21 protein-coding genes and 1 riboswitch are annotated in these 24,963 nt (G+C 70.8%); of the genes, 12 read left to right on the forward strand and 9 right to left on the reverse strand.

All coding sequences use genetic code 11. The annotated features are described in order from the left end of the window. Positions 1-136: 136 nt before the first annotated feature. From HUT18_RS24925 to HUT18_RS24945, 5 genes are all read right to left on the reverse strand, one after another. Positions 137-553 (reverse strand): YciI family protein, encoded by a 417-nt coding sequence (locus HUT18_RS24925; protein WP_176102781.1) that lies wholly within the window; start codon positions 551-553, stop codon positions 137-139. 129 nt (positions 554-682) lie between these two features. Next, on the reverse strand, positions 683-1,027 hold the full coding sequence (locus HUT18_RS24930) for a hypothetical protein (protein WP_176096600.1): 345 nt from the start codon (positions 1,025-1,027) through the stop codon (positions 683-685). A 258-nt stretch (positions 1,028-1,285) separates the two neighbouring features. Beyond that, the gene (locus HUT18_RS24935; RefSeq protein ID WP_176102782.1) at positions 1,286-1,942 is read right to left on the reverse strand and encodes an N-acetyltransferase; all 657 of its coding nucleotides are present in this window, start codon (positions 1,940-1,942) and stop codon (positions 1,286-1,288) included. Positions 1,943-2,447: 505 nt separating this feature from the next. Then, entirely contained in the window at positions 2,448-3,659 is a 1,212-nt protein-coding gene (locus HUT18_RS24940; RefSeq protein WP_176102783.1) for a family 2 encapsulin nanocompartment cargo protein polyprenyl transferase, read from the reverse strand. A gap of 180 nt (positions 3,660-3,839) precedes the next feature. Continuing rightward, on the reverse strand, positions 3,840-5,249 hold the full coding sequence (locus HUT18_RS24945; protein WP_176102784.1) for a family 2B encapsulin nanocompartment shell protein: 1,410 nt from the start codon (positions 5,247-5,249) through the stop codon (positions 3,840-3,842). A 391-nt stretch (positions 5,250-5,640) separates the two neighbouring features. Between HUT18_RS24945 and HUT18_RS24950 the strand changes: the two genes are divergently transcribed. Beyond that, complete coding sequence (locus HUT18_RS24950) at positions 5,641-6,564, forward strand: 1-aminocyclopropane-1-carboxylate deaminase/D-cysteine desulfhydrase (RefSeq protein WP_176102785.1); 924 nt, start codon at positions 5,641-5,643, stop codon at positions 6,562-6,564. A gap of 42 nt (positions 6,565-6,606) precedes the next feature. On the opposite strand, the gene HUT18_RS24955 is transcribed toward HUT18_RS24950, so the two are convergent. Further along, positions 6,607-8,205, reverse strand: a complete 1,599-nt coding sequence (locus HUT18_RS24955) for a Na+/H+ antiporter (RefSeq protein WP_176102786.1) — start codon at positions 8,203-8,205, stop codon at positions 6,607-6,609. 43 nt (positions 8,206-8,248) lie between these two features. Here HUT18_RS24955 and HUT18_RS24960 point away from each other — a divergent pair, with 43 nt between their 5' ends. The 3 genes from HUT18_RS24960 (at position 8,249) to HUT18_RS24970 (ending at position 10,497) form a co-directional block, all read left to right on the forward strand. Then, complete coding sequence (locus HUT18_RS24960) at positions 8,249-8,509, forward strand: UBP-type zinc finger domain-containing protein (RefSeq protein ID WP_176102787.1); 261 nt, start codon at positions 8,249-8,251, stop codon at positions 8,507-8,509. Between the two features lie 480 nt (positions 8,510-8,989). Beyond that, entirely contained in the window at positions 8,990-9,403 is a 414-nt protein-coding gene (locus tag HUT18_RS24965; RefSeq protein ID WP_176102788.1) for an anti-sigma regulatory factor, read from the forward strand. Then, positions 9,400-10,497, forward strand: a complete 1,098-nt coding sequence (locus HUT18_RS24970) for an RNA polymerase sigma factor SigF (RefSeq protein ID WP_176102789.1) — start codon at positions 9,400-9,402, stop codon at positions 10,495-10,497. The genes HUT18_RS24965 and HUT18_RS24970 overlap by 4 nt, the downstream gene beginning before the upstream one ends. A 92-nt stretch (positions 10,498-10,589) precedes the next feature. Here HUT18_RS24970 and HUT18_RS24975 read toward each other — a convergent pair whose 3' ends face one another. Beyond that, entirely contained in the window at positions 10,590-11,117 is a 528-nt protein-coding gene (locus HUT18_RS24975; protein ID WP_254878795.1) for a hypothetical protein, read from the reverse strand. Between the two features lie 80 nt (positions 11,118-11,197). Between HUT18_RS24975 and HUT18_RS24980 the strand changes: the two genes are divergently transcribed. After that, positions 11,198-12,166: a diacylglycerol kinase family protein gene (locus HUT18_RS24980; protein ID WP_176102791.1), complete on the forward strand. Its 969-nt coding sequence runs from the start codon at positions 11,198-11,200 to the stop codon at positions 12,164-12,166. Between the two features lie 319 nt (positions 12,167-12,485). Further along, the gene (locus HUT18_RS24985) at positions 12,486-12,743 is read left to right on the forward strand and encodes a WhiB family transcriptional regulator (protein ID WP_176102792.1); all 258 of its coding nucleotides are present in this window, start codon (positions 12,486-12,488) and stop codon (positions 12,741-12,743) included. Between the two features lie 311 nt (positions 12,744-13,054). On the opposite strand, the gene HUT18_RS24990 is transcribed toward HUT18_RS24985, so the two are convergent. After that, a complete protein-coding gene (locus tag HUT18_RS24990) occupies positions 13,055-14,560 on the reverse strand; it encodes a sensor histidine kinase (protein ID WP_176102793.1) in 1,506 nt (501 codons plus the stop codon). A gap of 796 nt (positions 14,561-15,356) precedes the next feature. Here HUT18_RS24990 and nagB point away from each other — a divergent pair. After that, a complete protein-coding gene (gene nagB, locus HUT18_RS24995; RefSeq protein WP_176102794.1) occupies positions 15,357-16,142 on the forward strand; it encodes a glucosamine-6-phosphate deaminase in 786 nt (261 codons plus the stop codon). 107 nt (positions 16,143-16,249) lie between these two features. Here the strand turns inward: nagB and HUT18_RS25000 are convergent, their stop codons facing one another. Next, complete coding sequence (locus tag HUT18_RS25000) at positions 16,250-17,872, reverse strand: glycoside hydrolase family 3 protein (RefSeq protein WP_254878796.1); 1,623 nt, start codon at positions 17,870-17,872, stop codon at positions 16,250-16,252. Between the two features lie 331 nt (positions 17,873-18,203). Here HUT18_RS25000 and HUT18_RS25005 point away from each other — a divergent pair, with 331 nt between their 5' ends. The 5 genes from HUT18_RS25005 (at position 18,204) to HUT18_RS25025 (ending at position 24,896) form a co-directional block, all read left to right on the forward strand. After that, positions 18,204-18,998 carry a GntR family transcriptional regulator gene (locus HUT18_RS25005; protein ID WP_254878797.1) on the forward strand — a complete coding sequence of 265 codons (795 nt, stop codon included), beginning with the start codon at positions 18,204-18,206 and terminating at the stop codon, positions 18,996-18,998. A gap of 141 nt (positions 18,999-19,139) precedes the next feature. Continuing rightward, entirely contained in the window at positions 19,140-19,421 is a 282-nt protein-coding gene (locus tag HUT18_RS25010; protein ID WP_176102795.1) for a DUF3311 domain-containing protein, read from the forward strand. Further along, positions 19,418-21,046, forward strand: coding sequence for a monocarboxylate uptake permease MctP (gene mctP, locus HUT18_RS25015; protein WP_176102796.1), 1,629 nt, complete (start codon positions 19,418-19,420; stop codon positions 21,044-21,046). Before HUT18_RS25010 ends, mctP begins: the two co-directional genes overlap by 4 nt. A gap of 140 nt (positions 21,047-21,186) precedes the next feature. Further along, positions 21,187-21,316, forward strand: a riboswitch (cobalamin riboswitch). 122 nt (positions 21,317-21,438) lie between these two features. Continuing rightward, positions 21,439-23,814 (forward strand): ribonucleoside-diphosphate reductase subunit alpha, encoded by a 2,376-nt coding sequence (locus HUT18_RS25020; RefSeq protein WP_176102797.1) that lies wholly within the window; start codon positions 21,439-21,441, stop codon positions 23,812-23,814. Then, the gene (locus HUT18_RS25025) at positions 23,814-24,896 is read left to right on the forward strand and encodes a ribonucleotide-diphosphate reductase subunit beta (protein ID WP_254878798.1); all 1,083 of its coding nucleotides are present in this window, start codon (positions 23,814-23,816) and stop codon (positions 24,894-24,896) included. Before HUT18_RS25020 ends, HUT18_RS25025 begins: the two co-directional genes overlap by 1 nt. Positions 24,897-24,963 lie beyond the last annotated feature (67 nt).

Genomic DNA, 24,963 nt, shown 5'->3' on the forward strand with positions numbered 1-24,963 from the left:
AGCGGGGCACACCGAAGCAATACGGTCACAAGGGGGAACGCAACCCCGACGGGCTAAGAGGTGATAGCTGGCGGGCGGGGCCGTCGGGCGAGCGTCTCGGCGGCTGCCGCACCCGCGGCACCCGGGGAGCGGAAGGTCAGCTCGCGCGCTCGGGCCCGGCGTCGATCGGGCGGAGATGCACGGGAATGATCGGCGTTCCCTCCGGCACCGGGCACTCGAGGACCCGGCCCGCGATCTCGGTGGCCCGGTCGTAGCTGTCGCACTCCAGGACCCAGTATCCGGCGATCACCATCTCGGTCGCCTCGTACGGATTCTCGGTCACCACGACCTTGCCGTTCTCGTCGAGTCCGACCGACCGGGCCTTCGCGGGCTCGGTGAGACCCTGCCCGTCCACCATTTCGCCGGACTTGGTGAGGTCCTCGTTGAGGCGGCCCATGAAGGCGAACATCGCCTGCATGTCCTGCTCCGACCAGGCCGGACTCCCCGCGGAACCCTTCCCGCCCATCGCCTCGTAGTCCGCCTGCGAACAACGCACCATCATCAGGAACTTCATGATCCGCTCCTTCTCCGTAGCTTCATCAGCTTCGTTGGCTTGGTCGGCTTCGTTGGCTTCGTGAGCCTGGCGCAGAGACGACGAAAAGGGCACAGGACGGTACCCGTGCCCTCGTTCTGTCGCGGAACGTCACCGCTCCGGAGCCTCCGGCTCCTGGCCGCGGCGCTTCGGCTCGGCGGTGCTGCCCGAGGTTCCCGCCCCTGGCGTGGTGTCCGGCCCCGGCTTCGGCGCACCCTTCGCGGTCGCACCGGAGTGCTTCGCGTACGGGCCCGTCGTGCCCTCGATCTGCGCCAAGTGCTCGATGACCTGGTGGCGGTCGGGCCGGTGGTAGGGGTGCGGCTCGGGTTCCGGCTCGTCGGGGTCCACGTAGGCGCTGCACTCGGGGTTCCGGCAGGGCGCCGTTCCCCACAGCGGTACGTAGGCGCCCAGCGTCTTGTGCCGTCGAACCGCCGCGCCGACCCAGTTCCCGCACACGGGACACGTGGCCTCATCCTGCGGACCGGCGGACATACTGCCCTTACCGACCATATGGCAAGGATAAGCCGGTCTCGGTCGCTGGGCACCTGGCACATCGCAGCTGGTGGGACGGGGCCTGGTGCCCGTCCCGTGCGCCCGGGGACGGGCGGCTGCTCCCCCGGGCGCTACGGGCGCGGGTCGGTCTCAGGGCAACGGGCCAGGCTCGGGGCGACGAGTCGGGCCGGGGCTACGGGTCGGCCTTCGCCGACCGCCGGGTCACGCCCTCCCGGGCTCCGCTCGCGGCTCCCGCCACATCGGCCACATGTGCGGGCCGCCGGGCAGGTCGACCGTACTGCCGAGGTAGGCGAAGCCCAGCCGTTCGTACAGGCCCCGGCTGCGTACGCTGCTCGCCTCCAGATAGGCATGCAGTCCCTCGCGGTCGCAGCGCTCCAGGACGTGCTCGACGAGGACGGAGCCGAGGCCCTTGCCCTGCTGGTCGGGATCGACGCCGATCAGCATCAGGTACTCGTGCGCGCGGTCGGCCGGATGGACCGCTGCGGTCAGTCGGCCGACCACTTCGATCCGCTGGTTCGCGGGGTCGACGGCCTCGCGCACCAGCGCCGGTCCGTCGTCCTCTGCGAACGCCTCGGGTCCGCCGTCCGCTCCGGCGTCCGGCGCGTGTCCGTCCCGCTCCTCTTCGGCCGGTACGGAGAACCAGAGTGCCGCGCCGCTTCCGTCCTCCATGATCTCCACGTAGCCCTGGCTGAACGCCAGGTCCGTGAACGCGCCCATGAGGAGCCGGTGCCTGCTCTGGTACGAGGCCTTGTCGGGGAAGATCCAGTTGCTCACCGGATCGTCGTGGAAGGCCTCGTCGAGCAGTCGGACCACGGCCGCCCTGTCGGACTCCTCGGCCCTTCGCACCGTCACGCCCATACCGCGCCGTCCTTCGCTCTCGCACACCTCGGCTGCCCGCACCCCGACCGCATTCGCAGCCTAGGCGCTCCCGTTCGCCGAGGAGCGGAAGCGGAACGGACTGGCCGATTTCCATGCGGTGGCCCGCACGGACGCACGGATGCCCGGACGCACGGATGCCCGGACCGACTCCGGGGGCGGAGCCGGTCCGAGCGGATCCGATCCGGTCACCTCCCTTCCTCTCCTCGCTTCCTCACCTCACTCGACGGTTGTTCGCTCGACGTGTGTTCTCGCGACGGCTGTCTCACCACGGCGGCCCGCGACGACGACCAGGTCGCCGCATCCCGCGTCGCGTACCGCACTCCTCTCGCCGAAGGGCCCGGGCGGCCACCGTCACGTGATCACGCCCGGCTCGCAGGTCCGCGTTCGGTATGTCCGCTACGGGGCTCACCTCGCTCTCCGGCGCACTCGGCCCGTTGGGACCCGTCGTCCGGCAGGCGCCTGTGGTCCGGACGACCGGCCGGCTTCATACGGTCCGCCTGGTCACGAACTCCGCCAGGGACAGCAGTCCACCGGCGGCCTGAGGGTCGGGGACGGCGCGCGAGAGGTGGTGCACGGCGCGCGCCATGTGGTCGGCGGCCTGGATCTGCGCCCAGTCACGGCCTCCGGCACCCTCCAGGGCGGCGACCGTGCGCTCCAGATCACTCTCCTCGGGCGGCCGTGCGTACAGCTCGGCGAGCCTGGCGCCCGACGGGCTGTCCGAGGTGAGGGCGGCCACCACGGGCAGCGACTTCTTGCGGGCCATCAGATCGGCGCCGGCCGGTTTTCCGGTACGGACCGGGTCGCCCCAGATACCGATCACGTCGTCGATGAGCTGGAAGGCGAGCCCGGCCGCACGCCCGAACTCGTCCAGGGCGTCGACCACTTCGTCGTCCGCGCCCGCGTAGAGCGCCCCGAGCGCACAGGCGCAGCCGAGCAGCGATCCGGTCTTCGCCTCCGCCATGCCGAGGCACTCGTCGAGGTTGACCGCGTCCAGACTGCGCCGTTCCAGGGCGGTGTCGGTGTGCTGGCCCTCGCAGAGCTCGACCACGCAGGCCGCGAGTCGTGCGGCGGCGGAGGTCGCGGCCGGGTGCCCGTCCTGGGCGAGCAGCAGTTGGGCCTGTGCCTGGAGGGCGTCCCCGGCGAGGATGGCGTCGGCCTCGCCGAACACCGTCCAGGCGGTGGCCCGGTGTCTGCGGGTGCGGTCGCGGTCCATCAGATCGTCGTGGAGCAGGGTGAAGTTGTGCGTCAGCTCCACCGCGGCGGCGGCCCGTACCGCGGTCTCCGGACGTCCGCGCAGTGCCTCGACCGCGGCGAGCACCAGGGCCGGACGTACCGCCTTGCCCGCGTTGCCCGCCGCGGGCGTGCCGTCCGCGTGCTCCCATCCGAAGTGGTAGCGCGCGATGCGGCGCATCGCCTCGGGCAACCGGTCGACGGCGCGGCGCAGTTCGGGATCGACGGTCCGGCGGGCGCGTTCCAGGACGTCGGCCGCCTCCTGGCTGTCCCAGCCGCTCTCCTCCGGGGCCGTACGCTCCGGCCGCCCGTCCGGGGCGTCATCGGGGGGCCGCGCCGGTTCCGGGATCGCGCCCCTGCCGCGCCTCCTGTCCTCGGGCCCCCGCGGCCGACCGGCACGTCCTCCTCGGTCCGTGGGCCACGAGCCCTGCGGGCTGGTGCTCTGTGCCTGTGCGGCGTGGGTCATGTGCTCCCCCTCGGGCTGCCGTGTGCCATCCCGGCGGCACGGCACAGGTGGTGAACGTCCGCCCCGGTACGGCACCTCGGGCGGCTGGAACTGAAGCGGGAACGAGAACGGGAAGCGGGAGTCGACCTGGTGCCGCGCCCCGCCCGGCAGACCGGGGCGCGGCACCAGGGGCTGTGATGACTACCAGCGGCCGATCTCGACGTTCTCCAGGACACCGAGGGCGTCCGGCACCAGGATCGCCGCCGAGTAGTAGGCGGTGACCAGGTAGGAGGTGATCGCCTGTTCGTTGATGCCCATGAAGCGCACCGACAGGCTCGGCTCGATCTCGTCCGGGATGCCCGCCTGGCGCAGACCGACGACGCCCTGCTCGGCCTCGCCGGTACGCATGCAGAGGATCGAGGTCGTCCGCGCGTCGCTCACCGGGATCTTGTTGCACGGGTAGATCGGCACACCGCGCCAGGTCGGGATGCGGTGCCCGCCGATGTCGATGGTCTCGGGCACCAGGCCGCGCTTGTTGCACTCCCGGCCGAAGGCCGCGATGGCCCTCGGGTGGGCGAGGAAGAGCTTGGAGCCGCGGCGGCGGCTGAGCAGCTCGTCCATGTCGTCGGGGGTGGGCGCGCCGTCGTGCGGCTGGATCCGCTGGTCGTACTCGCAGTTGTTGAGCAGCCCGAATTCACGGTTGTTGATGAGCTCGTGCTCCTGGCGCTCCTTCAGCGCCTCGACGGTCAGCCTCAACTGCTGTTCCGTCTGGTTCATGGGCTGGTTGTAGAGGTCCGAGACCCTGGTGTGGACGCGCAGTACGGTCTGGGCCACGCTCAGCTCGTACTCGCGGGGCGAGGCCTCGTAGTCGACGAAGGTGCCCGGCAGGTCCTGTTCGCCGACATGGCCGGCGGACAGGTCGATGTGCTTCTCGCCGTACTTGTTGGTGCGCTGCGCCGGGATGGACCGCAGCTGCTGGAGGTGCGCGCGCAGCGACTCCGAGCGCTCCGCGACCTGTTCGAGGTCGCGCCGGGGCAGCGTGAGCACGGTGCAGGCGGTGGTCGCCTTGGTGGTGTACTCCCAGATGGCGTCCGGGTCGAGCAGCGCGTGCTCGCCGAAGTACGCACCGTCGGCGAGAACTCCGAGCACCGCGTCGTCGCCGTAGGGGCCGGTGCCGATCTTCTCGATCCGGCCGTGTGCGAGCAGGAACACCTCGTCGGCGGGGCTGCCGAACGAGGAGAGCACGTCTCCGGCCGCGAACTCGCGCTGCTGACACCGCTGTGCCAGTCGTTCGAGCACTTCCTGGTCCTCGAAGCCCCGCAGCAGCGGGAGTTCGCCGAGCTCGGCCGGGATCACGTCCACCCGGTCACCGGTCTTCACAAAAGTGACCCGGCCGTCGCCGACCGCGTACGTCAGCCGTCGGTTCACGCGATATGTACCGCCCTGCACATTCGTCCACGGCAGCGTGTGCAGCAGCCAGCGAGAGCTGATCTCCTGCATCTGTGGTGCGGACTTTGTGGTGGTGGCCAGATTCCGCGCGGCCGATGTGCCGAGACTCTGCTGCGGCTTGGGCTGCTCCGCGTCCGTGCGGATCTCTTCGCCTACCGACATGACTATTGCCCTCCCGATCATGCGCTGACCTGCGACCGCAAGCCTTCCAGCACGCCCCGCGGCGACGCCATTACACAAACGAGCGGGGTTGAAGCAACCCAGACACGGGCATTCATTGGCTCCCATCGGCTGTCTCGGCGGCGAATTGATGTGAAGAACCGGTTCTGCACCTCGCTCTCCCGCGCGAGCACCGCCCGTGCGCCCCCATGACGCCTCGAGCGCCCCGACCGTGCGCGGGTCGCCGCCCCGCGGATTCCGGGATCAAACCGCGCCAAGATCGCTCGCCCTCTTGCCCCATTGATCTCGTTTGTCCCTCGCGTCTCCTCCCTCATCCACCCCAGCCGCCCCACCACTCCCCCGCGCCCCACACCCGTCCCCCGACAATGGAGAGATGCCGGACCCCGAAGCCCCCGATCCCGCCACCCTGCGCCCACGGCTCCCCTCGCCGCTGTGCCCGGTGACGGACGAGCGCTTCGCGCGGCACGGCGTACGGCTCCTGCTCAAGCGCGACGACCTGATCCACCCGGAGATCGTCGGCAACAAATGGCGCAAGCTGGCCCCGAACCTGAGCGCGGCGGGCGACCGTACGCTGCTGACCTTCGGCGGCGCCTACTCGCACCACCTGGCGGCCACCGCAGCGGCGGGCCGCCTCCTCGGCCTCGGCACCGTCGGCGTCGTACGGGGCCACGAGCTCGCGGACCGCCCGCTCAACGCGACCCTGCGCCGGTGCGCGGACGACGGGATGCGCCTGCACTTCGTCGACAGGTCCACGTATCGCCGTAAGAACGAACCCGCCACGCTGGCCCGGATCCTGCGTACGACAGGCTCCGAGGGTGCCTTCGTGGTCCCCGAGGGGGGCAGCAACTCCCTTGCGGTGCACGGCTGTACGGAGCTCGGCCGCGAATTGCGCGGAGCCGCCGACGTGGTGGCCCTTGCCTGCGGAACCGGCGGCAGCCTGGCCGGTCTGGCGGCGGGCCTCGGCCCCGGGCAGCGCGCGCTGGGCATACCCGTGGTCGGCGGCGGCTTCCTCGGCACGGAGATCGAGGCCCTGCAGACCTCCGCATTCGGCGGCCGCCGCGGCTCCTGGACCCTCGACGCACGCTTCGACTTCGGCGGCTACGCCCGCCGCCCCGCCGAACTGCGCTCCTTCGCCGAGGACTTCGGACACCGGCACGGCCTGCCCGTCGAGCATCTCTATGTCGCCAAAATGCTGTACGGACTTCTCACCCTCACCGAAGAGGGCGCCTTCTCCCCCGGCACCCGGCTGGCGGCGGTGATCACGGGACGTCCGCCCCGGCAGGGGTACGAGGACTGAATCCCCGGGCCACAGCCGTACGACCGTGGCCCGGGGCGGGACTCAGTCCTCGGCCTCCCGGTACGCGGCGGCCTCCTCCAGGTCCAGACGCCTCAGCAGCGCGCGCAGCATCTCGTCGTCGATGTAGCGGGCGTCGCGCAGTTTCACGAAGACCTCGCGCTCGGCCTCGATCATGTGGCGCGCGAGGCGCCGGTAGGTGTCGTCCACGGTCTCGCCGGTCACCGGGTTCACCGCGCCGAGCCGTTCCCACACGGCGTTGCGGCGGCGTTCGAGGACCGTGCGCAGACGGTCGGCGAGCGGGGTGGGCAGGGCGTTTCGCTCGTCGGCGAGCAGCGCGTCGAGCTTCGCCTCCGCCGCCCGGGACGCCTGCGCCTGGGCCTGCGCCTCGGCGAGCGTCTCGCGCTGCCGGTCCCGGCCGGGCAGTTTCAGGAGCCGGACGAGGGTGGGCAGGGTCAGGCCCTGCACGACCAGCGTGCCGATGACAGTGGTGAAGGCGAGGAACAGGATGAGGTTGCGGGCCGGGAAGTCGCCGCCGCCGTGCACCGTGGCCGGAATCGAGAAGGCGATGGCCAGCGAGACCACCCCGCGCATACCGGCCCACCCGACGACGAACGCGCCCTGCGGCGTCGGATCCGGCTCGCCCTCGCGAATGCGCCGCGAGAGGAGCCGCGGCAGATAGGTCGCCGGGTAGACCCATACGAAACGCGCCACCACGACGACCAGGAACAGTACGACCGCGTACCAGGCCGCCTCGGCTCCCGCGTAGGTGCCGAGTCCGTCGAGCACGACGGGGAGTTGGAGGCCGATGAGCGCGAAGACGGCGGACTCCAGGATGAAGGCGACCATCTTCCAGACCGCGGCCTCCTGGAGCCTTGTCGCGAAATCGACCTGCCAGGCGCGGTGGCCCAGATAGAGGGCGACGACGACCACCGCGAGGACGCCCGAGGCGTGGAAGCGCTCCGCGACCCCGTAGGCCACGAACGGGATCAGCAGGGAGAGCGTGTTCTGCAGCAGGGCCTCGCGCAGATGTGTGCGCAGCCAGTGCAGGGGCGCCATCAGGACAAGCCCCACACCGACCCCGCCCACCGCCGCGAGCAGGAACTCCTCGACACCACCCGCCCAGCTCGCCCCCTCACCGACGGCGGCCGCGAGGGCGACCTTGTACGCGGTGATCGCGGTCGCGTCGTTCACCAGCGACTCGCCCTGCAGGATCGTGGTGATACGCGAGGGCAGCCCCACCCGGCGGGCCACCGCGGTCGCCGCCACCGCGTCGGGCGGTGCCACCACCGCGCCGAGGACCAGGGCCGCGGTCAGCGGCAGCTCCGGTACCAGCAGATAGGCGACCCAGCCGACGACCAGCGTCGCGAAGAGCACGTAGCCGACCGAGAGCAGCGCCACCGGACGCACTTGAGCACGCAGATCGAGGTAGGAACTGTCGCTCGCGGCGGTGTACAGCAGCGGTGGCAGGAGCAGCGGAAGGATCACGTCCGGGTCGAGCGTGTACTGCGGTACGCCGGGGACGTACGAGACGGCGAGGCCCACGGCGACGAGCACCAGCGGCGCGGAGAGCCGGGTGCGACGGACGGTTCCGGCGACCGCCGCACTGCCCGCGACCAGCAACAGAAGAGGCAGGGCGTCCATGTCCGACCGGCTCCTTCCGCGCGGGCGTCGTACGTTGGACATCATGAAGGAGTGCCAGCACGTCGCCGCGTTGCCGCACCCCGAGCCCGCGGCGCTGAGTGAAACCTGCCTGGAGTGCGTGGCGGCCGGCAGCCACCCCGTGCAACTGCGGAAGTGCCTGGAGTGCGGCCACGTCGGCTGCTGCGATTCGTCACCGCTCAAGCACGCCTCCGCGCACTGCCGGGAGAGCGCGCATCCGGTGATGCGGACCCTGGAGAAGGGTGAGGACTGGCGCTGGTGCTTTGTCGACAACGTGCTGGTCTGAGTTCCCGGAGCTCCGGCCATTGGGCGTCGGACGTCCTGGATCCCGTATCGCCGTATCGCCGTATCGCCGTATCGCCGTATTACTGAATCGCTGAGTCTCTGCGCCTCTCGCGCTGGCGCAGTTCGTACGAGACGGGGGCGGATCGGCGCGTACGGCGGGGCGCGGAGTGAGCGTCGGCGCCGGGGCGCGAGAAGCGTGGGGAGCGGCGGTCAAGGGGCGTGCGAGACGTGGCCGGGGGGCGTGCGACGGTTCACCGCGCCGTAGCGTGGGTACGTCAACCCGGCGCGTGCGCTTCGTATTTGGCCCCGCACACCCCTAGCCACTGTCCGTACTCGCTGACTTACTATGAGTGACAGTAGGGCCGGGGTCCGCGGGACACGGTGGACGAGATCGCGATAGCGTCACCGCTGCACCACGAATCACATCACCGGGAGGCGACTCCCGGTCCCCGGATGAGCTTGTACCACCTTGGAGGTGAGGGTGTCCCAGATCGCAGGCGAGCCCGCGACCCAGGACTTCGTGGAAGTCCGGCTGCCGGCTGAGGGTGCCTACCTGTCGGTGCTGCGGACGGCGACGGCCGGCCTCGCAGCGCGCTTGGACTTCACCCTCGACGAGATCGAGGACCTCCGTATCGCCGTCGACGAGGCCTGCGCGATCCTGCTTCAGCAGGCCGTGGACGGATCGGTGCTGAGCTGCGTCTTCCGACTCGTCGACGACTCGCTCGAGGTGACGGTCTCCGCACCGACCACCGACGGGCGTGCCCCCGAGCGTGACACCTTCGCCTGGACCGTGCTGTCGGCCCTGGCGGGCAAGGTGGACTCCTCGGTGGCGGCGGACAACACCGTTTCGATCAGCCTCTACAAGCAGCGCGGCGCGGGAGTCGCACCGGCGTGAGGAACGGGGACGGGCCTGTGCGGGACGACGAGCACGGCACACGAGGGCAACCCTCCAACAATCGTGACGGTCGTGACGGCCAGGGCGGTCACGACGGCGCCGCGGGCCGCGGCGGAACGCGGCGCGGCCCGCGCGGCATTCCCGAACAGCAGGCCCGGCCGCACCCGGAGGGCCACGCCCCCGCGGACGCGGACGCACTCCGCAACGGGCAGGACGGTTCGGGCGGGTCCGGGGCAGCCCCCGACGGCAGCGCCACGGGGGCACCTCCCGGCGATGGCCGGGAAAGGGCGGGAAGCATGAGCGAACACGAGCGGCACAGGGATCAGTCGGAGCGCGACCCGCACGACCGCAGCGGGGCGCGTGCGATGTTCATCGAGCTGCGCACGCTCTCCGACACCACCCGGGAGTACGCCGAGCTGCGCAACCAGCTCGTCCGTATGCACCTGCCGCTCGTCGAGCATCTGGCCCGGCGCTTCCGCAACCGCGGCGAGCCGCTCGACGACCTGACCCAGGTCGCCACGATTGGCCTGATCAAGTCGGTCGACCGCTTCGATCCGGAGCGCGGGGTGGAGTTCTCCACCTATGCGACCCCCACCGTGGTGGGCGAGATCAAGCGGCACTTCCGCGACAAGGGCTGGGCAGTCCGCGTCCCCCGTCGGCTCCAGGAGCTGCGGCTCTCGCTGACCACGGCGACCGCCGAACTCTCCCAGCTGCACGGCCGCTCCCCCACCGTGCACGAGCTGGCGGAGAAGCTGGGCATCTCCGAGGAAGAAGTCCTGGAGGGCCTCGAATCGGCCAATGCGTACTCGACGCTCTCGCTGGACGTGCCGGACACCGACGACGAGTCGCCCGCCGTCGCGGACACCCTCGGCGCGGAGGACGAGGCGCTGGAAGGCGTCGAGTACCGCGAGTCGCTCAAGCCGCTGCTCGAGGACCTGCCGCCGCGCGAGAAGCGCATCCTGCTGCTGCGCTTCTTCGGCAACATGACGCAGTCGCAGATCGCCCAGGAGGTCGGCATCTCGCAGATGCACGTCTCGCGCCTGCTCGCCCGCACCCTGGCGCAACTGCGGGAGAAGCTCCTCGTCGAGGAGTGAGCCGCCGGGAAACAGCTTCGGCCCGGTCCGCGTGTGCGGGCCGGGCCGTTCGCGTAGGGGGCACCGGCCGTCGCGGCCGGGCTCGCCCCGGTTCAGTCCGCCTGGCCCGGTCCGCGGATGCCGAGCGCGCGGGTTGTCGCGGGGTGGATGAGCAGGACCAGGACGGTCACGGCGACGACCGCGAGGACGATGCCCGCGGGAATCATCGCGCTGTCGGCCTGGAGGAGCTGCCAGGCGACCGGCAGCGCCATGATCTGCGTGATGATCGCGGGCCCGCGGCTCCAGCTGCGCTGCGCGAACAGTCCGCGCCCCGCGAGCAGCGGGATCATGCCGAGCGCTGCGAGCGTGAGCCCGCCGGTGATCGCCTGGGCACGGTCGTCCGGTTCGCCGGTGGCCCCGCGGATCACGAAGTAGATCCCGGCGACGATCAGCGCGAGGCCTTCGAGGGCGGCCAGCGCGGCGGCGGCGGTGACCCGGCCCGGGCGGGGCCCGTTCGTCTCCTCGGGCGCGTTCTCGGCGCTGTCGGACCCTTTCGCGGCGGGCTTTTCAGCGCCCTTCGCGGCAGGCTTCCCCGCGCCCTTCGCGGCGCCCTTCGCAGCGGGTTTCGGCTTTTTGCTCACCCCAGCAGGGTAGCCCCGGCGCTCCACGGGTCGGCACCTCGGTAGGGACCAGGTACCACTCGGTAGGTACGCTTCATGGCATGCGTGCACTTCTCGTCGCCAATCCGGCAGCCACGACCACGAGTGCGCGCACTCGTGACGTACTCATCCACGCGCTCGCGAGCGAGATGAAGCTCGACGCCGTCACCACGGAGTACCGCGGGCACGCCTGGGACCTCGGCCGCCAGGCCGCGCAGTCCGGCGACGTCGACCTGGTGGTCGCGCTCGGCGGCGACGGCACGGTCAACGAAGTCGTCAACGGCCTTCTCCACAAGGGCCCCGACCCGGAGCGACTGCCGCGGCTCGCGGTGGTCCCCGGCGGTTCGACGAACGTCTTCGTGCGCGCGCTGGGCCTGCCCAACGACGCGGTGGAGGCCACGGGTGCGCTGCTGCAGGCCCTGCGCGAGGGGAGCGAGCGCACGGTCGGCCTCGGACTCGCCTCGGGCACCCCAGGCACCGAGGACGAGTCGGTCCCCGCGCGGTGGTTCACCTTCTGCGCCGGGTTCGGCTTCGACGCCGGAGTGATCGGCCGGGTCGAACAGCAGCGCGAGCGGGGCCGGAAATCGACCCACTCGCTGTATCTGCGTCAGGCGCTGCGCCAGTTCTTCGACGACCAGCACCGCCGCAACGGCACCATCACGCTGGAACGGCCCGGCCAGGACCCGGTCACGGATCTGGCGCTGTCCATAGTCTGCAACACCTCACCGTGGACATTCCTGGGCAATCGCCCCGTCTACGCGCTTCCCGGCGCCTCGTTCGACGACGCACTGGACGTACTGGGCCTGCGAAAGCTGTCCACTCTCGGCGTCACCCGACTTGCCACACAATTGCTCACTTCGTCCCCCGAGCGCGGACCGAAAGGCAAGCAGGTCGTGGCGGACCACGATCTGGACACCTTCACCTTGCATTCGAAGGCTCCACTGCCGCTTCAGATGGACGGAGACCACCTGGGGCTGCGTACGAGCGTGACGTTCACAGGCGTACGCCGTGCACTGCGTGTGATTGTGTGAGTGGAACCGGCCAAACTCCTTTCAGTCGAACGTTTAGGCCAGCATCCACCCCATGGAAGTACGGCTGTGACCTAGTCGACACCGAGGAATCAAAAAAAACTTCTCGGAAGGGGTTGTATCCGCCGCCGAGGTTTGCGAATCTCTACGTGGCGCTCGGGACGGCCCGCAACATCGGCCCCACAGAGCACCGGAACCCCTCCTCAAATCCAAGGACCACACCGGTTCACCCGGCGGTCGGCCCTTCCCTTGTCGAGGGATTCGTGAAAGCGTTCACATTCACAAGCAATACGCACGTCATACACAAGGAGAGGTAGCAGCCATGGACTGGCGTCACAACGCCGTTTGCCGCGAGGAAGACCCCGAGCTCTTCTTCCCCATCGGCAACACCGGTCCTGCGCTGCTGCAGATCGAGGAAGCCAAGGCCGTCTGCCGTCGCTGCCCGGTTTCGGAGCAGTGCCTGCAGTGGGCGCTCGAGTCCGGTCAGGACTCCGGCGTCTGGGGTGGCCTCAGCGAGGACGAGCGCCGCGCCATGAAGCGTCGCGCCGCCCGCAACCGGGCGCGCCAGGCCAGCGCCTGACGCCCACGCCCCGTACGAGCCCGGGCCAGGGCGGCGCGTACAGCGAGTACGCCTCATCCGCCTCCCGAGTCGCAGCGCGCAGAACCTCCAACGCGCCCTTTGGCACCGCCCGGCGATGCCGCAGAGCACGAGGCACGACGAGCCCCGGACCACTTTCGGTCCGGGGCTCGTTGTCGTTCACCTCACGTACCGCACGCCACTCCCCCGCGTCGTACGCATGTCCCGCCGCCCGCTCGCCACTTCGAACCCGGCGGCCCGATTCGCCCTTCGTCCGTCTGTTCCCGTAGGCCCCAAAGGGGCCCGGAACCGGGCTACTTGGCCGTGCGCACCGGAATGTCCAGGATCACCTGGGTACCGCGGCCGCCCGGGGCCCGCACCATGTCGAAGGAGCCGCCGAGTTCGCCCTCCACCAGGGTGCGGACGATCTGCAGGCCGAGGTTCCCGGCCCGGCGCGGGTCGAAGTCCTCGGGCAGGCCCACCCCGTCGTCCTGCACGGTGACCAGGAGCCGACCGGTGCCCTTGCGCCGGGTGGTCGCGGATGAGGGGCTCGGGGCGCTGCGTACCGCCGACACCTCGACGGTGCCGTGTTCACCGGGGCCGAAGCCGTGCTCCAGGGCGTTCTGAAGGATCTCGGTGAGCACCATCGAGAGCGGGGTGGCGACCTCCGCGTCCAGGATGCCGAAGCGTCCGGAGCGGCGGCCGGTGACCTTTCCGGGTGCGATCTCCGCCACCATGGCGAGCACCCGGTCGGCGATCTCGTCGAACTCCACCCGCTCGTCGAGGTTCTGCGAGAGCGTCTCGTGCACGATCGCGATGGAGCCGACCCTGCGTACGGCCTCGTCGAGCGCCTCGCGCCCTTGTTCGGAGTCCATCCGGCGCGACTGGAGCCGCAGTAGAGCCGCGACGGTCTGCAGGTTGTTCTTGACCCGGTGGTGGATCTCCCGGATGGTGGCGTCCTTGGTGATCAACTCCCGCTCTCGGCGGCGCAGTTCGGTCACATCGCGGAGCAGGACCAGTGAACCGATCCGTACGCCCTTGGGCTTGAGCGGGATGGCGCGGAGCTGGATCACCCCGTCGTCGCCCTCGATCTCGAACTCGCGCGGCGCCCAGCCGCTGGCGACCTTGGCCAGCGCCTCGTCCACGGGGCCCACCGACGGGGCGAGTTCGGCCGAGGTGGTGCCGAGGTGGTGGCCGACCAGGTCGGCGGCGAGGCCCAGCCGGTGGTACGCGGAGAGCGCGTTCGGCGAGGCGTACTGGACGATGCCGTCCGCGTCGAGCCGGATGAGACCGTCCCCGACCCGGGGCGCGGCGTCCATGTCGACCTGCTGGCCGGGGAAGGGGAACGATCCTGCGGCGATCATCTGGGCGAGGTCGGACGCGCTTTGCAGATACGTCAGTTCGAGCCGGGAGGGCGTACGGACGGTCAGCAGGTTGGTGTTGCGCGCGATCACACCCAGCACACGGCCCGCACGGCGCACGGGAATGGACTCAACGCGCACCGGCACCTCTTCGCGCCACTCGGGATCCCCCTCGCGCACGATGCGCCCCTCGTCGAGCGCGGCGTCCAGCATCGGACGGCGGCCGCGGGGCACCAGATGGCCGACCATGTCGTCCTGGTACGAGGTCGGACCCGTGTTCGGGCGCATCTGCGCGATGGAGACGAACCGGGTGCCGTCCCGGGTCGGCACCCACAGGACGAGGTCGGCGAAGGAGAGATCGGACAGCAGCTGCCACTCCGAGACCAGCAGATGCAGCCACTCGAGATCGGCGTCGTCGAGGGACGCATGCTGGCGTACGAGGTCGTTCATGGAGGGCACAGGCCCGAGCGTACCCGCAGGCGGCGACGGCAGGACTCCCCGTACCGGGCGCGGCGGGCCCCTGAAAACACCCGCGGGCCGCGGCGCCTGGGAGGGACCCTCAACCCTCCCGGCACCGCAGCCCGGAGTTGCATCGGCCACGGATGTGCGGTCCGGGCCGCAGGGGAGCCGGAGCAGTCAGGGCAGAGAGCCCGGTTCCCCGTCCGTCCTTCTGTGCGGGAAGGACGGAGGCTTTACCTGATTGTGGACTAGACCAGAAACCCTGTCCACGAGTCGTGCAAGTCTTTCCTGCCGGTCTTGCGTACACAGTCTTTGTGACGTTCCGCCCCGGAGTTCGTCCGGCTGCCGGTGTTCCGCGCACGCTCTTCGCTCGTCCGCGTCACCGCGGGTGCGGTCACGTGCGGCGCCTGGAGGCGAGGGTTCCGCCACAGGCCCGTGGCAACTCTAGCGGTCCCCGGCCGTGAATAGGGGTGGTCGTGCGCTTTGATCTGTGGGAAATACCGCTCACCAGGGGCCCGCACCACCGCCGGAGCACTCGGCGGACCCTCGCAGGGCGACCGGTGTCACAGCGCGCGCCCGGCCCCTGACCGCGGGCGATGGATACGGCTCGGCCGATTCCCGCGGCTTCCCACGTCGGCCTGTTACGCAGCGGCGCGCTCTGCTAACTTCGTATTGGTCTATACCAGCGCGGCGCCCTGTCGTGCCCGGACCGTGCCCGGACCGTGCCCAGCCCGCGCCACACCATTCCGGACCGCGTTCCGGACCGCATCCGAACCGAGAGAACGGCAGGCCCACCGTGGAAGTTGTCATCGTCCCCGACGCCGCCGCGGGTGGCGAGCTGATCGCCTCGGCCATCGGGCGGCTGCTCACGGAGAAGCCGGACGCCCTGCTCGGCGTGGCCACCGGCTCCACCCCGGTGCCGGTGTACCGGGCCCTCGCGGCGAAGGTCTCCTCGGGCGAGGTCGACGCCTCGCGCGCCCGGGTGTGCCAGCTCGACGAGTACGTGGGACTGCCGCCGGGCCACCCCGAGTCGTATCGCTCCGTGGTGCTGCGCCAGGTCGTGGAGCCGCTCGGTGTCGACCCCGCCGCGTTCATGGGCCCCGACGGCGCCGCCGAGGACGTACGCGCGGCCTGCCTCGCCTACGACGAGGCGCTCGCCGCGGCGGGCGGCGTCGACCTCCAGCTCCTCGGCATCGGCAGCGACGGCCACATCGGCTTCAACGAGCCCTGCTCCTCACTGTCCTCCCGTACCCGGATCAAGACGCTCACCGAGCGGACCCGGCAGGACAACGCGCGCTTCTTCGACGGCGACATCGAACAGGTGCCGCACCACGTCATCACCCAGGGCATCGGCACCATCCTGGACGCCCGCCACTTGGTGCTGCTCGCGACCGGCGAGGGCAAGGCGGAGGCGGTCGCCCAGACCGTGGAGGGCCCGCTGGCCGCCGTCGTCCCCGCCTCGGCGCTCCAACTGCACCCGCACGCCACGGTCGTGGTCGACGAGGCCGCGGCGGCCGGCCTGAAGCACGCGGACTACTTCCGGCACACGTACGCCAACAAACCTTCCTGGCAAGGGATCTGAGGAGATCCGAAGCGCGCGGGGACATCCCGGCCGGGGCGCGTGCGCCCCGGCCCGGTTCGCGGCGCGAGCGCCCGCGCGGGTTCACGACGCGAGCGCCCCGCGCGACCTCAGGGCGTGCGCGCGGCCGGGTCCGCCAGCGCCTCGGCCGCCGCGCGGGCGCACGCGCGGGCGGCTCCGTAGGTGGCCAGGTACAGGGCACCGCGCGGCGCGGACCGCGGTACGCCCATCTCCACCACCCTGAGGTCCGGGCGCGCGGCGAGCAGCGCATCGAGCGCCCCACGCATCCAGTCGTGCCGGTGCTCATCGCGCACCACGACGACGAGCGGGTCCCCGCCCGCCTCCTTCAGTACGCGCTCGGCCAGCTCACCGGCGCTTCCGGCCGACTCACCGTAGGTGCCACCCCGGGTCCCGGGCACCAGCCGCCGCAGTTCGGGGGCCATCCCCCACGGCGTCTCCTCCCCGACCGCGAAGTTGACGACCGGGGAGAGCGAGGCGACGTAGGCGGCCTCCCGCAGTGGGGCGACGGGCCCACCGTGCCGGACCAGCGCACGCCGCGCGGCGACGAGACCGATCTCGTCCCACTCGGCCACGTCCCCCTCGGCCACGTCCGACTCGGCCTCGCCCCGCCCGGCCTCCCCCGACAGCTCCACCGTCTCCGACCGCGCCACCGTCTCCGACAGCTCCGCCGTCTCCGCCCCCTGCGCGGTCCACGACGCCAACTCCCGTACCCGCTCGGCCGCTTCGGCCAGCCGGTCGGCGGGCAGCTCTCCGGCGCGTACGGCCGACACGAGGGCGTCCCGCAGCCGCAGTACCGTCTCCTCGTCGGCGAGACCGCCTCCCACGCAGACCGCGTCGGCGCCCGCGCGCAGAGCCAGTACGGCGCCGCGCTCGATGCCGTAGGTGGCGGCGATGGCGCGCATCTCGATGCCGTCGGTGACGACCACGCCGCGATAGCCGAGTTCCTCGCGCAGCAAGCCGGTCAGGATGCGCCGGGAGAGGGTGGCCGGGTGCTCGGGGTCCAGGGCCGGTACGACGAGGTGGGCGGTCATGACCGCGCGGGTGCCGGCCGCCAACGCGGCGCGGAACGGGACGAGTTCGCGGGCGGCGAGCAGTTCGGGGTCCGCGTCGACGCGGGGCAGCGCCAGGTGGGAGTCGACCGAGGTGTCGCCGTGGCCGGGGAAGTGCTTGGTGCAGGCGGCGACTTTGGCGCTCTGGAGTCCCTCGACGTACGCGGCGGTGTGGCGGGCCACGAGATCCGGGTCGGCGCCGAAGGAACGTACGCCGATCACGGGGTTGCGCGGATCGGAGTTGACGTCGGCGCAGGGCGCCCAGTCGAGGTTCACGCCGCAGGCGGCGAGCCGGGCGCCGAGGGCCGCGGCCACCTGCCGGGTCAGGGCGGTGTCGTCGACGGCGCCCAGAGCGTGGTTGCCGGGGTAGGAGGAGCCGGTGCGGGCTTCGAGGCGGGTGACGTCGCCGCCCTCCTCGTCGATGGCCACCAGCAGGTCCCCGCGCTCCGCCCTGAGCCGGGCGGTCAGCTCGGTGAGCTGCGCGGGAGAGGTGATGTTGCGCCCGAACAGGCCCACCGAGACAAGCCCTTCGCCGAGCCGCCGCAGCACCCAGTCGGGGGGCGTGGTGCCGGTGAAGCCGGGCTGGAGGACGGCGAGCGCGTCACGGCTCAGGCTGTCGTGACTCTTGTGAGCGGACGAGCTGGTCGGTTCCATGGCATTCATCAGCGCATGTTCCTTTCCGGGCCCCGGGTCTCGGCGGCGCAACGCGGGCGGTGCGGGCACAGATCGTGTGCGCGGAGCGCGGGACCGCACGAGCGGGTGACGATGCGTCCGAAGCCCAGCACGTGATCTCCCTCATGGTGTAGACCAGTGTGTGACTCTGGCCTGGACTTTTGGGGGTGTCAAGGGTGTATAAGAAGGCTCGCGGTCCGTAAGCGGGCGGCAGTCTGGTACGAGCGGCCGCCGGGGGCGGCCGTGTCACGATGTCCGCCGGAGGAGGCGGCCGCGTGAGGGTGCAGCGGAAGTCGACAGTGGCCAGCCGGGAGAGCAGACAATGAGCACGGGCACGGAGGCGGACAGCGCCGGACCCCAGGTGGGCACGCATGTCGCGGCGGAGCCGGCCGGTACGGGACGCGTGGCACGCGTGCCCAAGTACTACCGGTTGAAGCGGCACTTGCTCGACATGACCGAGACGATGCCGCCCGGCACTCCGGTGCCGCCGGAACGGACGCTGGCCACCGAGTTCGACACCTCGCGCACCACGGTGCGCCAGGCGCTTCAGGAGCTGGTGGTCGAGGGGCGGCTCGAACGGATCCAGGGCAAGGGCACCTTCGTGGCCAAGCCCAAGGTCTCGCAGACCCTTCAACTCACCTCGTACACCGAGGACATGCGGGCCCGCGGCCTGGAGCCGACCTCGCAGCTGCTCGACCTCGGCTACATCACCGCCGACGACCGGCTCGCCGAGCTTTTGGACATAGCGCCCGGCGGCCGGGTGCTGCGCATCGAGCGGCTGCGCCTGGCCAGCGGCGAGCCGATGGCCATCGAGACCACCCATCTGTCCGCCAAGCGCTTTCCCGCGCTGCGGCGTTCGCTGGCCAAGCACGCCTCGCTGTACGCGGCCCTGGACCAGGTCTACGGAGTGCAGCTCGCGGAGGCCGAGGAGACCATCGAGACATCGCTGGCCACCCCGCGCGAGGCCGGGCTGCTCGGCACCGATGTGGGCCTGCCGATGCTGATGCTCTCGCGGCACTCCTTCGACGAGGAGGGCAAGCCGGTGGAGTGGGTGCGTTCGGTCTACCGCGGCGACCGCTACAAGTTCGTGGCCCGCCTCCAGCGCCCGGCGGACTGAGCCCTCTCCCGTCAACTCCCGTACGGCCGGGCCCCGACACCGAAACGTTACGCCCGCCATCCGGACCAGGGGTTTCGTAGTGCGGGACGGGTCACCTACATTTCGTCGGATCAATACGAGGTGAGGGAACGGGAGCCGCCCATGACGGACACATCCGAAGTCAGAGAGCCGGTGGTGACACCGGCCCGTGTGGTCATCGCCCTGTGTCTGATCGCCCCGTTCGTGGCGACCCTGTGGGTCGGCTCGTACGCGAAGACGGATCCGACGTTCATCGGGATCCCGTTCTTCTACTGGTACCAGATGGCCTGGGTGCTCATCTCGACCGCGCTCACCATGATCGCCTTCCAGCTGTGGCGGCGTGACCAGCGCGGACGCAAGGCCGCGGCCGAGGCCCGCCGGAGCACCGGGGAGGCGGCCAAGTGAACGACGACGTCAACGGTGTGGCACTTGCCGTCTTCATCTTCTTCTTCCTGGCCGTCACGGTCATGGGCTTCCTCGCCGCGCGCTGGCGCAAGGCGGAGAACGAGAACAGCCTCGACGAATGGGGCCTGGGCGGACGCTCGTTCGGCACCTGGGTCACCTGGTTCCTGCTCGGCGGCGACCTCTACACGGCGTACACCTTCGTGGCGGTACCCGCGGCGATCTACGGGGCGGGCGCGGCCGGCTTCTTCGCGGTGCCGTACACGATCCTGGTGTACCCGCTGATCTTCACCTTCCTGCCCCGCCTGTGGTCGGTCTCGCACAAGCACGGCTACGTCACCACCTCGGACTTCGTGCGCGGCCGCTTCGGCTCGCGCGGTCTGTCGCTGGCCGTCGCGGTCACCGGCATCCTCGCCACGATGCCGTACATCGCCCTCCAACTGGTGGGCATCCAGGCCGTCCTGGACGTGATGGGCATCGGCGGCGGCGAGGGCACCAACTGGTTCATCAAGGACCTGCCGCTGCTGATCGCCTTCGGTGTACTGGCCGCGTACACCTACTCCTCGGGCCTGCGCGCGCCCGCGCTGATCGCCTTCGTCAAGGACACCCTGATCTACCTGGTGATCGCGGTCGCCGTGATCTACATCCCGATCAAGCTCGGCGGCTTCGACGACATCTTCGCCGCGGCCGGGGACAAGTTCAACGCGAGCAACGAGGCGGCGGGCAAGCCCGTGGCGGGCCTGGTCCCGGGCGAGGCCGGGCAGTGGACGTACGCCACACTCGCGCTCGGTTCGGCGCTCGCGCTGTTCATGTATCCGCACTCGATCACGGCCACGCTGTCCTCGCGCAGCCGTGAGGTGATCCGCCGCAACACCACGATCCTGCCGCTGTACTCGCTGATGCTGGGCCTGCTCGCGCTGCTCGGCTTCATGGCGATCGCGGCCGGAGTCAAGGTGGACAACGGGCAGCTGGCGATCCCGCAGCTCTTCGAGGACATGTTCCCGGACTGGTTCACCGGCGTCGCCTTCGCGGCCATCGGCATCGGCGCGCTGGTGCCCGCGGCCATCATGTCGATCGCCGCGGCCAACCTGTTCACGCGCAACATCTACAAGGACTTCCTCAAGCCCGACGCGACCCCCGAGCAGGAGACCAAGGTCTCCAAGCTGGTCTCACTGCTCGTGAAGGTCGGTGCGCTGGTCTTCGTGCTCGGCATGGACAAGACCGTCGCGATCAACTTCCAGCTCCTGGGCGGCATCTGGATCCTGCAGACCTTCCCGGCCCTGGTCGGCGGCCTGTTCACGCGCTGGTTCCACCGCTGGGCGCTGATCGCGGGCTGGGCCGTGGGCATGCTCTACGGGACGATCGCCGCGTACGGTGTGGCGAGCCCGACGCAGAAGCACTTCGGCGGCTCCTCGAAGGAGATCCCCGGCATCGGCGAGATCGGGTACATCGGTCTCACCGCGTTCGTCCTGAACGTCGTGGTGACGGTGGTCCTGACCCTTGTGATGCGGGCCCTGAAGGCGCCCGAGGGCGTCGACGAGACCTCGCCCGAGGACTACACCGCGGACGCGGGCGACCCGGGCGTGGAGCGCGAACTGCCGCCCGCCACCGCGGGCTCGGCGCACTGAGCGGAGCGCAGCGAGCAGTACCCGACGGGCCGCCGGAGCCATCCGGCGGCCCGTCGGCGTATACCGCACCTTGCACAGTGCTCCGACACCCCGCGTCCAACACACCACAAGATATGGGGTGTTCTCCAGCAGGCACCCACCACATGTATGCTCATGCTCGCTGTCATCGCAGGGGAATCCGGTGCGAATCCGGAACTGTCCCGCAACGGTGAACGGGCCGTTTCCACCTGCCCGTGAGTCCGAGGACCTGCCGACGGCGCACCCGGCGCGCCCTGTTCCGGGTGCCAGACGTCCCGGCCCCGCGGACAGGGCGAAGGACGCGTACTGCCGTGTGACCCGGCAGACGTGTGCTCCCTCCTGCGCGGGTTCCGTCGAGCGAGGGAGAGTGACACGTGACCATCGCGCCCGCCCATGAGGCGACTGCGACTCACAGCGAGGCCGAGGGACCCGGTGCGGGCCTGCTGCGTACCCTGACCCGGCTGACCGCCGACCTCCCCGACGCCGACGCCGGACGGGTGGCCGCCGCCGCGCTGCGCGGGCGCTCGGCCACCGCCGACGAGGCCGAACTGCGCGCGCTGGCAACGGAGTCGGCGGCCGGGCTGATCTCCGAGGACCCGGTGTACTCGAAGCTGGCGGCCCGGCTGCTCACCCTGGCCATCCGGGACGAGGCGGCGAGCGCGGGCGTGCACGACTTCTCCGGCTCGATCGCCACCGGGCACCGCGAGGGCCTGATCGCCGACACCACGGCCGCGTTCGTCGCGGCGCACGCGGCGCGCCTGGACGCCCTGATCGACACCGAGGCGGACGACCGCTTCGGCTACTTCGGCCTGCGCACCCTGCACAGCCGCTATCTGCTGCGCCACCCGCTGAGCCGCCGGGTGACCGAGACCCCGCAGCACTTCCTGCTGCGGGTCGCCTGCGGCCTGGCCCCCGAGGAGGGCGGCGAGGCGGCGCTGGCCGAAGTGGCCGCGCTGTACCGGCTGATGAGCCGCCTGGAGTACCTGCCCTCCTCCCCCACCCTGTTCAACTCCGGCACCCGCCACCCGCAGATGTCCTCCTGCTATCTGCTCGACTCCCCGCAGGACGAGCTCGACTCGATCTACGACCGCTACCACCAGGTGGCCCGGCTCTCCAAGCACGCGGGCGGCATCGGCCTCTCGTACTCCCGTATCCGCGCCCGCGGTTCGCTGATCCGCGGGACCAACGGCCACTCCGGCGGCATCGTGCCGTTCCTGAAGACGCTGGACGCCTCGGTGGCCGCCGTGAACCAGGGCGGGCGGCGCAAGGGCGCGGCGGCCGTGTACCTGGAGACCTGGCACGCGGACCTGGAGGAGTTCCTCGAACTGCGCGACAACACCGGCGAGGACGCGCGCCGCACCCACAACCTGAACCTGGCGCACTGGATCCCCGACGAGTTCATGCGCCGCGTCGAGGCGGATGCCGAGTGGTCGCTGTTCTCGCCCTCGGACACCCCGGAGCTCGTCGACCTGTGGGGCGCGGAGTTCGACGCCGCCTACCGCCGGGCCGAGGCCGCGGGCCTCGCCCAACGGACGCTGCCCGCGCGGGAGTTGTACGGGCGGATGATGCGGACCCTGGCGCAGACCGGCAACGGCTGGATCACCTTCAAGGACGCCGCCAACCGCACCGCCAACCAGACCGCCGAGCCCGGCCACACGGTGCACTCCTCCAACCTCTGCACGGAGATCCTGGAGGTCACCGACGACGGCGAGACGGCCGTGTGCAATCTCGGCTCGGTGAACCTCGGCGCCCTGGTGACCGGGGACGGCATCGACTGGGAGCGGCTCGACGCGACGGTGCGCACCGCGGTCACGTTCCTGGACCGGGTCATCGACATCAACTTCTATCCGACCGAGCAGGCGGGCCGGTCCAACGCCCGCTGGCGCCCGGTGGGTCTGGGCGTGATGGGCCTGCAGGACGTCTTCTTCCGGCTGCGGCTGCCCTTCGACTCGGCCGAGGCACGGGAGCTCTCCACCCGGATCGCCGAGCGCATCATGCTCACCGCCTACGAGACCTCGGCCGAACTCGCCGAGAAGAACGGCCCGTTGCCCGCCTGGGAGAAGACCCGTACCGCACGCGGGGTCCTGCACCCCGACCACTACGCGGCCGAGCACCACTGGCCGGAGCGCTGGGCCGCGCTCCGCGCCCGTATCGCCCGCACCGGCATGCGCAACTCGCTGCTGCTCGCGATCGCTCCCACCGCGACCATCGCCTCCATCGCGGGCGTCTACGAGTGCATCGAGCCGCAGGTCTCCAACCTCTTCAAGCGCGAGACCCTCAGCGGTGAGTTCCTCCAGGTCAACTCCTATCTGGTGGACGAGCTGAAGCAGCTCGGTGTCTGGGACGCGCGGACCCGGGAGGCGCTGCGCGAGGCGGGCGGCTCGGTACAGGACTTCGCCTGGATCCCCGAGGAGCTGCGGCGCCTGTACCGCACCGCCTGGGAGATCCCGCAGCGCGGACTTGTCGACATGGCGGCCGCCCGTACGCCGTACCTGGACCAGTCCCAGTCGCTGAATCTCTTCATGGAGACACCGACCATCGGCAAGCTCTCCTCGATGTACGCCTACGCCTGGCGGCAGGGCCTGAAGACCACGTACTACCTGCGTTCGCGCCCCGCGACCCGGATCGCGCGCGCCGCCCGGGCGAGCGCGCCCGCCACCGCCACCCCGCCCGCGCAGGCGAGCGCCCCGGACGCCGAGGCGATCGCCTGCTCCCTGGAGAGCCCCGAGTCCTGCGAGGCCTGCCAGTAATGACCGCCGTACACCCCGACTCCGCCCCCAGCGCCGCCTCCGCCGGGTCCCCGGCGGCCACCGCTGCGGACCCGGACCGGCCGCGCAACCTGCTCGACCCCGGCTTCGAGCTGACCCTGCGCCCGATGCGCTACCCGGACTTCTACGAGCGCTACCGCGACGCGATCAAGAACACCTGGACCGTCGAGGAGGTCGACCTCCACTCGGACGTGGCCGACCTGGCCAAGCTCTCGCCCGGCGAGCGGCATCTGATCGGCCGTCTGGTGGCCTTCTTCGCCACCGGGGACTCGATCGTGTCGAACAACCTGGTCCTGACGCTCTACAAGCACATCAACTCCCCCGAGGCGCGGCTGTACTTGAGCCGTCAGCTCTTCGAGGAGGCCGTGCACGTCCAGTTCTATCTGACGCTGCTCGACACCTATCTGCCCGACCCCGACGACCGGGCCGCCGCCTTCGCCGCGGTGGAGAACATCCCCTCCATCCGCGAGAAGGCCGCCTTCTGCTTCCGCTGGATGGACTCGGTCGAGAAGATCGACCGGCTCGAGACCCGGGCGGAGCGACGGCGCTTCCTGCTCAACCTGATCTGCTTCGCCGCCTGCATCGAGGGCCTCTTCTTCTACGGCGCCTTCGCCTACGTGTACTGGTTCCGCTCGCGCGGACTGCTGCACGGCCTGGCCACCGGCACCAACTGGGTCTTCCGCGACGAGTCGATGCACATGAGCTTCGCCTTCGAGGTGGTCGACACGGTGCGCAAGGAGGAGCCCGACCTCTTCGACGAGGACCTCGCGCACCAGGTCACCGAGATGCTGAAGGAGGCCGTGGAGGCGGAGTTGCAGTTCGCGCGCGACCTGTGCGGGGAGGGGCTGCCCGGCATGAACACCGAGTCGATGCGCGAGTACCTCCAGTGCGTCGCCGACCAGCGGCTCCAGCGGCTCGGCTTCGCCCCGGTGTACGGCTCGGAGAACCCGTTCTCCTTCATGGAGTTGCAGGGCGTCCAGGAGCTGACCAACTTCTTCGAACGGCGCGCCTCCGCGTACCAGGTGGCCGTGGAGGGGTCGGTCTCGTTCGACGACGAGTTCTGACGGCTGCTGCTCGCATCGCCGGGCCGCCCGGCCGGTCGCCGAGGCCTTGCTCGCGCCCCGCGGAGGG

The sequence above is a fragment of the Streptomyces sp. NA04227 genome (assembly GCF_013364195.1).
In the GTDB taxonomy this organism is placed as follows: domain Bacteria; phylum Actinomycetota; class Actinomycetes; order Streptomycetales; family Streptomycetaceae; genus Streptomyces.